The organism is Paraburkholderia unamae, assembly GCF_003096875.1.
GTDB lineage: Bacteria > Pseudomonadota > Gammaproteobacteria > Burkholderiales > Burkholderiaceae > Paraburkholderia > Paraburkholderia unamae.
The window spans coordinates 92,699-105,204 of sequence record NZ_QEOB01000002.1 but is presented as its reverse complement, the minus strand read 5'-3'; the positions used below and the strand labels follow the sequence as shown (position 1 = coordinate 105,204).

At 65.7% G+C, this 12,506-nt stretch carries 11 protein-coding genes; 1 reads left to right on the top strand and 10 read right to left on the bottom strand.

What is annotated here, in order from left to right; genetic code table 11:
• Nucleotides 1-88 precede the first annotated feature (88 nt).
• The 5 genes from dnaG to C7402_RS04360 all read right to left on the bottom strand — a co-directional run bounded on the left by dnaG (nt 89) and on the right by C7402_RS04360 (nt 5,469).
• The gene (gene dnaG / locus C7402_RS04380) at nt 89-1,960 is read right to left on the bottom strand and encodes a DNA primase (protein WP_116609741.1); all 1,872 of its coding nucleotides are present in this window, start codon (nt 1,958-1,960) and stop codon (nt 89-91) included.
• A 100-nt stretch (nt 1,961-2,060) separates the two neighbouring features.
• The gene (locus C7402_RS04375) at nt 2,061-2,507 is read right to left on the bottom strand and encodes a GatB/YqeY domain-containing protein (protein WP_112169680.1); all 447 of its coding nucleotides are present in this window, start codon (nt 2,505-2,507) and stop codon (nt 2,061-2,063) included.
• Between the two features lie 269 nt (nt 2,508-2,776).
• Nucleotides 2,777-2,989, bottom strand: coding sequence for a 30S ribosomal protein S21 (gene rpsU / locus C7402_RS04370; protein WP_013434742.1), 213 nt, complete (start codon nt 2,987-2,989; stop codon nt 2,777-2,779).
• Between the two features lie 146 nt (nt 2,990-3,135).
• Nucleotides 3,136-4,137, bottom strand: coding sequence for a universal stress protein (locus tag C7402_RS04365; RefSeq protein WP_116609740.1), 1,002 nt, complete (start codon nt 4,135-4,137; stop codon nt 3,136-3,138).
• 111 nt (nt 4,138-4,248) lie between these two features.
• Nucleotides 4,249-5,469: a BaiN/RdsA family NAD(P)/FAD-dependent oxidoreductase gene (locus C7402_RS04360; protein WP_116609739.1), complete on the bottom strand. Its 1,221-nt coding sequence runs from the start codon at nt 5,467-5,469 to the stop codon at nt 4,249-4,251.
• A 171-nt stretch (nt 5,470-5,640) separates the two neighbouring features.
• Here C7402_RS04360 and tsaD point away from each other — a divergent pair, with 171 nt between their 5' ends.
• Complete coding sequence (tsaD, locus tag C7402_RS04355) at nt 5,641-6,675, top strand: tRNA (adenosine(37)-N6)-threonylcarbamoyltransferase complex transferase subunit TsaD (RefSeq protein WP_116609738.1); 1,035 nt, start codon at nt 5,641-5,643, stop codon at nt 6,673-6,675.
• 13 nt (nt 6,676-6,688) lie between these two features.
• Here the strand turns inward: tsaD and C7402_RS04350 are convergent, their stop codons facing one another.
• The 5 genes from C7402_RS04350 to C7402_RS04330 form a co-directional block, all read right to left on the bottom strand.
• Complete coding sequence (locus tag C7402_RS04350) at nt 6,689-7,804, bottom strand: porin (RefSeq protein ID WP_116609737.1); 1,116 nt, start codon at nt 7,802-7,804, stop codon at nt 6,689-6,691.
• 316 nt (nt 7,805-8,120) lie between these two features.
• Nucleotides 8,121-8,930 carry a GTP cyclohydrolase FolE2 gene (gene folE2, locus C7402_RS04345; protein WP_116610064.1) on the bottom strand — a complete coding sequence of 270 codons (810 nt, stop codon included), beginning with the start codon at nt 8,928-8,930 and terminating at the stop codon, nt 8,121-8,123.
• A gap of 182 nt (nt 8,931-9,112) precedes the next feature.
• Entirely contained in the window at nt 9,113-11,020 is a 1,908-nt protein-coding gene (gene dxs, locus C7402_RS04340; protein WP_116609736.1) for a 1-deoxy-D-xylulose-5-phosphate synthase, read from the bottom strand.
• Nucleotides 11,021-11,104: 84 nt separating this feature from the next.
• Nucleotides 11,105-11,986 (bottom strand): polyprenyl synthetase family protein, encoded by an 882-nt coding sequence (locus tag C7402_RS04335; RefSeq protein ID WP_112169685.1) that lies wholly within the window; start codon nt 11,984-11,986, stop codon nt 11,105-11,107.
• Nucleotides 11,983-12,297: an exodeoxyribonuclease VII small subunit gene (locus C7402_RS04330; protein ID WP_112169686.1), complete on the bottom strand. Its 315-nt coding sequence runs from the start codon at nt 12,295-12,297 to the stop codon at nt 11,983-11,985. The genes C7402_RS04335 and C7402_RS04330 overlap by 4 nt, the downstream gene beginning before the upstream one ends.
• Between the last annotated feature and the right edge of the window lie 209 nt (nt 12,298-12,506).

Genomic DNA, 12,506 nt, shown 5'->3' with positions numbered 1-12,506 from the left:
CATGTTCACCCGGAAAAAACAAAAACAAACCGCTGAAAACCTGTTATTTTACCACGCAGAGTAATAATCCCTCCGTGCGGTCCTTCCCCTACAAACCGAGCTGACGCTTCATGTCGGCCCGTGTCTGATTCAGTGACATCAATTCGGCAAGCTCCTCCGGCGTGTGTCGCGACTGCCGCGAAAGCGCGTCCAGCCGCTCGCAACAGGCGTCGTACCGCATCTTCTGGATCGCCGCCTTCAACTCCTCGGTCACGAGTCGCTCCTGCTCGCGACGCTCCTCCACCGCGGAGCCATCCTCCGGGTTTTTCATCAGCAAATCCCGAACGTTTTCATCATAGTCCAGAATTTCGCGAAAAATCTCCTCGAAGGTTGGAGCATTGGCCCCATTTCTCAGCAGGTCGGAAAGCAGCTGAAACTCCGCGGCTTCGCCGAGCGCGCGTGCGTGCGTGGTCACTTCCTCGAACAGCTCGCCGTGCCGGGTCAGCCCGATCAGCGCCTTTTCGGCCTCCTCGTCGAGCTGCGACGCGATGCGCGGGTGCATGACGAGGTTGCGCAGCGCCTTGCGTTCGATACCGGTCACAAGGTGCCGGTCCTTGCGCGCCGGGGCCTGGCGCGCCGCCTGCGCAATGCGCGCGTCCACTTCGCACAGCGCGGCCACTTCCTCGAACGGCACGTCCAGGCGGTCCGCGAACATATGCATGATCTGCGCGCGCAGCGCGTTCGCGGGCAGCGCCTGCAACAGCGGCTTGGCGTCGAACAGCGCCCGGGCGCGCCCTTCGGGCTGATCCAGCTCCTTGTCGGCCAGCACCTCGTTGAGCATGAACTGGGACAGCGGCATGGCCCGCTCCACCTGCTCCGAGAACGCCTCGGTGCCGAATTCGCGCACGTAGCTGTCCGGGTCGTGCTCCGCGGGCAGGAACAGGAAGCGGATCGTGCGGTTGTCGGCCGCGTGCGGCAGGCACGCGTCGAGCGCACGCCGCGCCGCACGGCGGCCCGCCGAGTCGCCGTCGAAGCTGAAGATCACGGTGTCGGTCTGACGCATGAGCTTTTGCACGTGGATCGGCGTGCACGCGGTGCCGAGCGTCGCCACGGCGTTCTGGAACCCCAGCTGCGCGAGCGCCACGACGTCCATATACCCCTCGACCACCAGAACATAGCGCTGCTCCCGGATCGCGAGGCGCGCCTCGAACAACCCGTACAGTTCGCTGCCCTTGTTAAATAGCGGCGTTTCCGGGGAATTCAAATACTTGGGCTCGCCGCCGTCCAGCACGCGCCCGCCAAAGCCGATCACCTGACCCTTCACATTGCGGATCGGGAACATCACGCGGTCGCGAAAGCGGTCGTAGCGGCGCGACTGGCCCTGTGCGTCCTGCTTTTCGCTGACGATGACGAGGCCCGACTCGACCAATGCGTCGTCGCGATAATTGGTAAACGCGGATTCGAGGTTCTGCCATCCATCCGGCGCGTAGCCCAGGCCAAAGCGGGCGGCGATTTCGCCCGTGAGGCCGCGCTTCTTGAGGTACTGGATGGCGTTGGTTGCGCTGCGCAACTGCTTGCGGTAGTAGTCGCAGGCAATCTGCATCACGTCGGACAGCGCCGTGGTGACAGCCTTCGACGCGGCCGGGGCGTAACCGCCGCCAGCGCCCGCGCCGCCGCGCATGGGCGAAGGCTCCTGCGGCACGGTCAGGCCGACCGACTGCGCAAGCTCGTTCACCGCCTCGGGGAACGTGAGCCCGGCGTGCTCCATGAGAAAGCCGATGGCGGTGCCGTGCGCGCCACAGCCGAAGCAGTGATAGAACTGTTTCGTTGGACTAACGGTAAAGGAAGGGCTCTTCTCGTTGTGAAACGGGCAGAGCCCCATGAAGTTCGCGCCGCCCTTTTTGAGCTGCACGAAACGACCCACCACGTCGACGATATCGACGCGGTTCAGCAGGTCTTGCAGAAACGAATGCGGAATCATCGAAACGAATGCGCTCGGGCAGCCGTGGCTCGCGCGGCCCGAGGTCGGGCCTCGCGACGCTGCCCGGTCCGGGCGGGCGCCGCGTGCGAGCCTGCGGCGCTTACTTCGTGAGCGCTGCCTTGACGAGCCCGGAGACGGCCGTCATATCGGCACGCCCGGCGAGCTTCGGCTTGAGCACGCCCATGACCTTGCCCATGTCCTGCGGGCCGGCGGCGCCCACCTGGGCCACGGCTGCCTGGACTTCGGCGGCGATCTCGGCATCCGAGAGCTGCGCGGGCATGTAAGCGGCAAGCACGGTCAGCTCGGCGGCTTCCTTCTCGACGAGGTCGGTGCGACCCGCAGCCTCGAACTGGCTGATCGAGTCCTTGCGCTGCTTGATCATCTTGTCGATGACGGCCGTAATGGCGGCGTCGTCGAGCGTCACGCGGTCATCGACTTCGCGTTGCTTGATGGCGGCGAGCAGCAGACGAATCGTGGCGAGCCGTTCGCTTTCGCGCGCGCGCATCGCGGCCTTCATGTCGTCGTTGATCTGGTCTTTGAGACTCATCACTCACCTGAAATGCGTTGGGGTTGCAGGAATTGCGGTGGACGGCGCGGGCCGTCCTGGACGGCATGGCCAACCGCGCGACGCGCCGGGCATTGCAGGAATGCAAAAACCCGCCTGGAAACGCTTCCAGGCGGGTCGGCGCAAATTCGACATGGTTGCGACCACACCAGAGAGCAGCGGCCGCCGCGCTGCGACGAAGAGCCGGCTGCCCACGTCGCCGCTCGATACACGCGAAACCTTGTGGGTCACGCGCCGCGGCGACGCCAGACTCAGTACAGCTTCTTTGGAAGCATCTGGCTGCGCAGGCGCTTGAAGTGGCGCTTCACCGCCGCCGCCTTTTTGCGCTTACGTTCAGCCGTGGGCTTCTCGTAAAACTCACGCGCGCGAAGCTCGGTCAGCAGACCGTTCTTCTCGATCGTGCGCTTGAAGCGCCGCATGGCGACTTCAAAGGGTTCATTTTCTTTTACACGGATGGTCGTCATTTTCCAATAACGGATCGAGGGTAAAGAAAGTTGAGTATAGCAAATCCGCGCTCGCGCATCGGGTGGCTGTTCGGGGGGAAACCCGTATCCGGACAGGCCTTCCGGACGCGCTCGCAGCAAGGGTTTGCGTGGTTGCCGGCGCCCCTTCAGGCGGCGCCCGGACCGACCAGCAACAACGGCAAATGCGTGATCTCGATGGCCCGCTGAGCCACGCTGCCGAGTAGCCAGCGCGCGACGCCGCGCCGTCCCTGCGTACCCAGCACGACGAGGTCGGCGTTCCAGCTTTGGGCGTCGCGCAGCACGGCATGGGCGATGTCATCGTGCATGAGCCCGGTGGCCACGAGCGCCGTTTCAGCGGCGCAGCCTGACGGCTCGAGTTCCTCGCGCGCCGCGGCCAGCGCCTTGCGCCCGAGATCGGCAAGCGCATCTTCCAGTACCGAGCCCGGCACCGGGTCGGCGGACACGCTGCTGCGGTCCACGACATACACGGCACGCAACGCCGTTTGCGGCCCGGCGAGCCGCGCGGCGGCCCGCATGGCCTGCGCCGAGGCCGGGCTGCCGTCCGCCGCCATCAGGATGCGGGCGAGGTGCACTTCGCCGTTCGCCGCTTGCGCACCCTGCGCCGCTTCACCGTGCTGCTCGTACTCGACGGGCACGACCAGCAGCGGACAAGGCGCGCAAACCGCGAGCGCGCCCGAAACCGAACCGTCGACCCAACGCTTCATGCGCCCCTGATGCCGGGCACCGACCACCAGCATGTCGGCGCGCCAGTCGCGCGCCGTCTCGGTCAGCACCTGCACGACGGCGCCGGCCTCGCCGGAAATGCCGACCACCTGCCCCTCCACCGAAGCGGCTCGCCCGGTGAACGCCTTCATCGCCAGTTCGAGCGTGCGCTCGGCGTCGCGGCGAAACTCGTTGCGGGCGTCGGCGATCGCGTCCGTCATCCAGGCGGAGCCAGCGGAATAGGCGCCGCCGGTCATCCAGGCGCGCGGCTCACCGGCGGCGCACACGATCCGCACTTCCGCGTCGCTCGGCGTGACCCGCCCCGCGAAGCGCACGGCCTGCATCGAAGCCGTGGAATCGTCCACGGCGATCATGATCCGCCGCAGCGGCGTGGTGTACTGTGCCTGATCTTCCTCTCGGCTCACGTTTCGTACCTCTCCTTGTTGGCCAGGTCTTCCAGCGTGAACCTCGGGCGCCGGGTCAACAATGACGAGCGTCAAGCCCAGGGGTTTCGGCAGTCCCCACAGATCAGGAAGTCAGCCTGCAAGTCCCGTGTACTCCGCCGCAGCCTCGCCGGCCGCCACGCCCGAGGCCCACGCCCACTGGAAGTTGTAGCCGCCGAGCCACCCGGTCACGTCCACGGCTTCGCCCACGAAGTACAGGCCCGGCACGCGCTGGCTCATCAGCGTCGCCGAGGAAAGCTCGCGCGTGTCCACCCCGCCGCGCGTGACTTCGGCCTTCTTGTAGCCTTCGGTGCCCGTAGGCGTGAGCGTCCACTGCGCGAGTCCGTCGCCGATCTTGCGCAGCGTTTTGTCCGGCAGATCGGCGAGGCGCGCATCGGCCTTCACCTGGTGTGCCTCCAGCCACACGTGCGCAAGGCGCGCGGGCACCCATTCGGCGAGCAGGTTGCCGATCTGGCGTTTCGTCGCGCTCTTGGCCTCGATCAGCGCCGCCGTGGGGTCACGCTCGGGCAGCAGGTTCACGCGAATCGGCTGGCCCGGCTGCCAGAAGCTCGAAATCTGCAAGACGCCCGGGCCGGAGAGGCCGCGGTGCGTGAAGAGCAGATCCTCGTCGAAGGCGCCGCCCGTCTTGCGCTCGCCGGTCGCCACATGAACTTCGAGCGAGACGCCCGCGAGCGGCACGTAGGGCGACCATTCGTCTTGCGCGAACGTGAGCGGCACGAGCGCCGGGCGCGTGTCGACGAGTTTGTGGCCGAACTGCTTCGCAACGCGATACGCGAAATCGGTTGCGCCGATCTTCGGGATCGACAGGCCGCCCGTCGCGATCACGAGGGCCTTCGCGTGTATCTGGCCCTGTGGCGTGCCGAGCGTGAAGCCCGCGCCGTCGGCGTGGCTCACGGCCTCGACGGGCAACGGCCGGTGCCAGGCCACGCGGCCGGCGTCGCACTCCGCGCGCAGGACCTCGATGATCGCCTCGCTCGACTGGTCGCAAAACAGCTGGCCCTTGTGCTTTTCGTGCCAGGTCACGCGATGCTGACGCAGCAGCGCGAGAAAATCGCGCGGCGTGTAGCGCGCGAGCGCCGAACGGCAAAAATGCGGATTGTTCGAGAGATAGTTGGCGGGGCTCGCGTGCAGGTTCGTGAAGTTGCAGCGGCCGCCGCCCGAGATGCGGATTTTTTCCGCGAGGCGCGGCGCGTGGTCGATCAGCGCCACGCGGCGGCCCTGCTGGCCCGCCACCGCCGCGCACATCATGCCGGCCGCCCCTGCGCCGATCACGGCGATGTCGAAAGATTCCATGGCGCGCATTCTACCTGCGCGACGGCAGGGCTTGCCCGCGCCTGACGCGGCTCGCCGCCCTCAGCCGTCTTTTACGCGCGCTGCTATACTTTCAGGCTCCCTTGATTCTTGATTTAGCGGCGGTTTTTGCCCGCGCCTGTGCGCGGCAATGCCGTTGCCCCGCCCCACACCATGCTCGTTCTCGGCATCGAAAGCTCCTGCGACGAAACCGGCCTCGCGCTCTACGACAGCGAGCGCGGCCTGCTCGCGCACGCACTGCACTCGCAGATTGCCATGCACCGCGAGTACGGCGGCGTCGTGCCCGAACTCGCCTCGCGCGACCATATCCGCCGCGCGCTGCCGCTGCTCGAGGAAGTGCTCGACAAGAGCGGCGCGGCCAAAAGCGACATCGACGCCATCGCGTTCACGCAGGGCCCCGGCCTCGCGGGCGCGCTGCTCGTTGGCGCGAGCATCGCCAATGCGCTCGCCATGGCGTGGAACCGGCCGACGGTGGGCATTCACCACCTCGAAGGGCATCTGCTTTCGCCGCTGCTGGTCGATGCGCCGCCGCCGTTTCCGTTCGTCGCGCTGCTCGTGTCGGGCGGCCATACGCAGTTGATGCGCGTGACCGACGTGGGCGTCTACGAAACCCTGGGCGAAACGCTCGACGACGCCGCCGGCGAAGCCTTCGACAAAACCGCCAAGCTGCTCGGCCTGGGCTATCCCGGCGGCCCGGAAGTCTCGCGGCTCGCGGAATTCGGCACGCCTGGCGCGATTGAGCTGCCGCGCCCCATGCTGCACTCGGGCGACCTCGACTTCAGCTTCAGCGGCCTGAAAACAGCCGTGCTCACGCAGGTGAAGAAGCTCGGCACGAACATCTGCGAACAGGGCAAGGCCGATATCGCGCGCGGTTTCGTCGATGCGGCCGTCGAAGTGCTGGCCGCGAAATCGCTCGCCGCGCTCAAGCGCACGAAGATGAAGCGCCTCGTGGTAGCGGGCGGCGTGGGCGCGAACAAGCAGTTGCGCGAAACGCTTTCGGCCGCGGCGCAAAAGCGCGGCTTCGAGGTGCACTACCCCGACCTCTCGCTATGCACCGACAACGGCGCGATGATCGCACTCGCGGGCGCGCTGCGTCTGCAACGCTGGCCCGAGCAGGCCACACGCGACTACGCGTTCACGGTGAAGCCGCGCTGGGATTTGACGTCGCTCGCAGGCGGCGCGCAATAGCCGCCAGCCGGCATCAGAAACGCTGCGTCATGCCGACCACCGCGAGCGTTTGCTTCGTACCGGGGGCCGTCACGCTCACCCCGGTCCAGCTCATCGTGGACGAGCCGTTGTTCTTCATGTAGCCCGCGCGCGCATACACGGACGTCCGCTTCGAGAGACTGTGGTCGACGCCCAGTTGCAGCCCCCACATATTGTCATGCACGCCGCGCACGACGCGTTGCAGCGCCGCGATTTCGACTGCGTCCGCCGGCGTGGCTTGAATCGTGGCACCCGCTTGCATCAGGTTGTACGAATGCACAGCCCCGAGCCGCATTGCGAGCGGACTCGAATCGTCGTTCTTCGGACGGTGATATCCGTAGATAAACTGAAGATTGACAATTCCCAGTTGATAGGCGAGCGAACTATTGAAATGCTCGGTGCCGACGGTATTGAGGATGGATGGCAAGCTGGCCAGCGTCTTCGTGCCCGGATGCTGATACTGATACGCAAGTCCGGCAGAAAGGCCGTAACCCGACCAGATTGCGGCGATGTCGATGATGTTGCCGTTCGTCTGCGGCGCCGGCTGCGTCACACTGGACTGGAACGCGTACATGGCCAGCAACTGGAACCCCTTGAGGTTCGGAGAACGGTACACGATCGAATTGCTGGAGCGCCCGCCGCTCGCCTGCATGCCGATCGTATTGCGGTCGACCACATTGCCCGCCGCTGCCAGCATTGAGAGCACTTCATTGGCGAAGAACGGGTCGCCCGGATAAAGCACCCAGAAGGTCGGCTGATACTGGCGGCCGAGCGAGAGCGTGCCGTATTTCTCGTGTGTGAGGCCCACCCACGCCTGGCGGTAGAACATCACGCTCGAATCGCTGAAGGCGGTGCCATTGTTGACGTTGAAACCGTTTTCGAGCGTGAATGCGGCCTTCAGCCCGCCGCCGAGATCCTCCGAACCCTTGATGCCGAAGCGCGACGGCACGCTCCCGCCGCTGCGCTCCGACCAGGATTGCTTGCCGCCGTTGTTGAGAAACTGCACGAACACGTCGGCGATGCCATAGAGCGTGACGCTCGATTGAGCTTGCGCGACACCCGCCGCCAGAAGCAACGCCGCACCGCAAATGCTCTTTCTGCCAAAGCGCATGATGTCTCCTCCACTGTCTTTTTCTCATTGATGAGTCGGCCATCGCGCGAGGCACGCATGCCGGTGCGCGATGACGTCGAGTGGAGTTATAACGACGGAGACAGGCGGTGGCATTGCCACACCTCAAGGAAGCGCGCGTCTATGCGAAACGGCGTTTGCTGCGGTGGCGAAAGCGCGACAGTCGTCGCGCTTTCGCCAGAAATAGGCCTGACAGGATGTACAGCAGATGCACAAGAAAATAATGTCAGGATAACCAGGCAATGCTGGTCTACCGCGATCCGCGTGAATATCGGATCGGGGCAGGTTGGTTCGGGTGTCAGCCCGCCACGCGCTTGTCGTGGTCGATCACGGCATAGGCGCTGTGATTGTGAATCGACTCGAAGTTCTCGGCTTCGAGCGTATAGGCGATCACGCGAGCGTCCGCGTTCAGGCGCACGGCCACGTCGCGCACGAGGTCTTCCACGAACTTCGGATTCTCATACGCGCGCTCGGTCACGAACTTCTCGTCCGGACGCTTGAGCAGGCCCCACAGTTCGCACGACGCCTCTTCCTCGGCAATGCGAATGAGGTGCTCCACCGGCAGATCGCCTTCGAACTCGACGTCCATCGTCACATGCGAACGCTGGTTGTGCGCGCCGTACTGCGAGATCTTCTTCGAGCACGGGCACAGGCTCGTCACCGGCACGAGCACCTTGAGGAACAGGCGCGTCTGGCCGTTGAGCACGTCGCCCTTGAGCGTCACTTCGTAGTCCAGCAGACTTTCCACGCCCGACACCGGCGCGACCTTCTTCACGAAGTACGGGAACGTCACCTCGATACGGCCCGCCTGCGACTCGAGCTTCGCGAGCATCGCGGCCAGCATGGCGCGGAACGTGGCGGGCTCGAGCGGCGCCTTGTTCTCTTCGAGCAGCGCGACGAAGCGCGACATGTGCGTGCCCTTCTGGTCGGCCGGCAGATGAACGTCGAGGTTCCACGTGCCGACGCTCGGCTGGACGTCGCCCGCGCCCGTCTTCACGGTGAGCGGATGGCGCACGGCCTTCACGCCCACGCGCTGGATCACGATCTGACGGGTATCGACGGAACTCTGGACGTCCGGCATCACGAAGGCCGGGTTCATCTGATTCATGTTCTTATCCTCAAGCCGCGCCGAATGCGGCGCGCAAATGGCAAACGCCGGCATGAGCCGGCGCTTGCAAACGGCAAGCCGGGTACGAAACCCGCCCGCCGGTTCAAATGTGAAGTGGGCAGTCGCGGCTCGCCTGCGGGCACTTGGCCCCGGCCAGCCGTACCGCGATGCGCTGGTCCGCGTTAAGCGACGCGCATCACCGACTTGCCGGATGCGTTCGCCGTGCGTTCGAGGAAGCGCTCGCGAATGGACTTCGCAATCCCTGCCGCATCGAGACCCACGCCCGCCAGCAGCTTTGCCGGGTCGCCGTGGTCGATGAAACGGTCGGGAAGGCCCAATTGTAGTACGGGCTTGATAACCCCACTTTCAAGCAGGGTTTCCACGCAGGCCGAACCCGCGCCGCCCATGATGCAGCCTTCCTCGACGGTCACGAGATAGTCGTGGGTTTCGGCAAGCTGCTTCACGAGTTCGGCGTCGATCGGCTTCACGAAGCGCATGTTCGCCACGGTGGCGTCCAGTTCCTCGGCGGCCTTGAGCGACGGCGCAACCATCGTGCCGAACGCGAGAATCGCGATGCGGCTGCCTGCCGGCGCATTGCTTTCGCGACGCACTTCGCCCTTGCCCACCGGCAGCGCGGCCATCTGCTTGACGGTCGCCACGCCCGTGCCCGCGCCGCGCGGGTAGCGCACGGCCGTCGGGCAGTCCTGCTGGAGCGCCGTGTAGAGCATCTGGCGGCATTCGTTTTCGTCGGACGCCGCCATCACCATCATGTTCGGGATGCAGCGCATGAACGCGAGGTCGTAGGCGCCCGCGTGCGTCGCGCCGTCCGCGCCGACGAGGCCCGCGCGGTCGATCGCGAACACGACCGGCAGGTTCTGCAACGCCACGTCGTGGATCAACTGGTCATACGCACGTTGCAGGAAGGTCGAGTAGATCGCGACCACGGGCTTCAAGCCCTCGGCCGCAATACCGCCCGCGAACGTCACCGCGTGCTGCTCGGCAATGCCGACGTCGTAGTAGCGGTCCGGGAAGCGCTTTTCGAACTCCACCATGCCCGAGCCTTCACGCATGGCCGGCGTGATGCCGATCACACGCGAGTCGAGTTCGGCGGCGTCGCACAGCCATTCGCCGAACACTTGCGTGTAGGTCTTCTTGGCGGGCGTGGCGGACGGCTTGATGCCTTCGGCCGGGTTGAACTTGCCGGGACCGTGGTACAGGACCGGGTCGGCTTCGGCGAGCTTGTAGCCCTGGCCTTTCTTCGTCACGACGTGCAGGAATTGCGGACCGCGCAGTTCCTTGATGTTTTGCAGCGTCGGGATGAGCGAATCCAGATCGTGGCCGTCGATCGGCCCGATGTAGTTGAAGCCGAATTCCTCGAACAACGTGGCCGGCACGATCATGCCCTTCGCGTGTTCTTCGAGCTTGCGCGCGAGGTCGAGCACCGGCGGTGCATGGCGCAGCACGCGCTCCACGCCCGCACGGGCGGCGGCGTAGAAGCGGCCCGACATGAGGCGCGCGAGATGGCGATTGAGCGCGCCAACCGGCGGCGAAATCGACATGTCGTTGTCGTTGAGGATCACGAGCAGCGGCACGTCGTCTTCGACGCCGCCGTTGTTCAGCGCTTCGAAGGCCATGCCGGCCGTCATCGCACCGTCGCCGATCACGGCGATGCCCATGGCGTTGTCGCCCTTGAGCTTGCTCGCGACGGCCATGCCGAGCGCCGCCGAGATCGACGTGCTCGAGTGGGCGGTGCCGAACGTGTCGTACGGCGACTCGTCGCGTTTCGGGAAGCCCGAGATGCCGCCGAGCTGACGCAGCGTCGGCATCTGGTCGCGGCGGCCCGTCAGGATCTTGTGCGGATAGGTCTGATGACCCACGTCCCAGACGATGCGGTCGCGCGGCGTGTCGAACACGTAGTGCAGCGCGATCGTCAGTTCGACCGTACCGAGGTTGGACGACAGGTGGCCGCCCGTTTGCGAGACGCTTTCGAGAACGAAGGCACGCAGTTCGTCGGCAAGCGGTTGCAACTGGCGGCGATCGAGGCGGCGCAAATCCGCCGGGTCGTCAATGGTTTTCAGCAAGTCGTACATCGTCGTTCCATTGTAGGAAAACTGGCGCACCCGCACTTGTTCTGCACATTACTCACGTTTCATGCGCGTGGGCGGGTTGCGCGGTCAGCTCACCCGGTTCACCACCAGGTCAGCGAGTTCGGCAAGGCGCTGCGCGCGTGCGCCGAACGGTTCGAGCGCCGCGTGGGCGTCGGCGCGCAGCTGCTGCGCCAAAGCACGCGAGGCGTCAAGACCGATGATCGACACGTAGGTCGGCTTGCCGTCCTTCGCGTCCTTGCCCGCGGTCTTGCCGAGCGTCGCCGAGTCGGCGGTGACGTCGAGAATGTCGTCCACCACCTGGAAGGCGAGGCCCACGGCCGCCGCGTACTTGTCCAGCGCGGCGAGCGTGTCTGCGGAGGGCGTTTCGCCCGCCAGCGCACCCATGCGGACCGAGGCGCGCAGGAGCGCGCCGGTCTTCAGGCGGTGCATCGTTTCGAGTTGCTCGCGCGTGAGCGAATGGCCCACGCTTGCCAGGTCGATGGCCTGGCCGCCGGCCATGCCGACCGAGCCGCTCGCCAGCGCGAGTTCGCGCACGAGCGGCGCCTGGCGCACGGCTTCGAGGGCATCGGACGTCAGCGTGACGAAAGCCTGCGATTGCAGCGCGTCGCCGACCAGCAGCGCCGTCGGTTCGTCATATTTGACGTGTACGGTGGGCTTGCCGCGACGCATGTCGTCGTCGTCCATGCAAGGCATGTCGTCGTGCACGAGCGAGTACACGTGGATCATCTCCAGTGCACAGGCCGCCGCGTCGAGCGCTTCGGGGGTGGCGTTCGTGAGTTCGCCCGCCGCGTGGCACAGGAGCGGCCGCACGCGCTTGCCGCCGCCGAGCACGGCATAACGCATGGCGTCATGCAGCGGCGCCGGCAGCACGTTGGCAGCCGGCAAATAGTGATCGAGCGCGCTTTCGACCCGGTCGAGCACCTGCCGGGTCCATTGGTCAAATGTCATAGATCGTCGTCTCCGCCCGCTGCGGAGTCTGTCGTATTGAGGGGCACGGGCCGCAGCGTCTCGCCGTCGAGCACGCGCACCTGTTGTTCAACCTTTTCGAGCTGCTGCTGGCAAAAACGCACCAGCGCCGCGCCGCGGCGATAAGCCGCGAGCGACTCTTCGAGACTCAGGCTGCCGCCTTCCATGCGCGCGACCAGCCCGTCGAGTTCCGCGAGCGCCGCCTCGTAGCTCTCAGGCAGGGCTTCGCCCCCTGCCGGGTTGCCCGCGTTTTCGTCCGCGCCAGCGCGGTCTTTCGTTGCGGATTTCGCCATGAGTCGTCGCCAGAATGAAACAAGGCGGACATTCTACGGCAAAAGCACCCTTTTCGACCCGCTCGCCGGCTCGTGTGCCCTCTCGACCACACAGCAGAGGCCAACGCAAATCGGTTCCAGAACGCTTGCGCGGGGCTCGCACAGGGCCCGCACCTGTCCCGCGCTTATCCCGTGCTTATCTCGATTACCCGGCCATTTGTCTCATATTT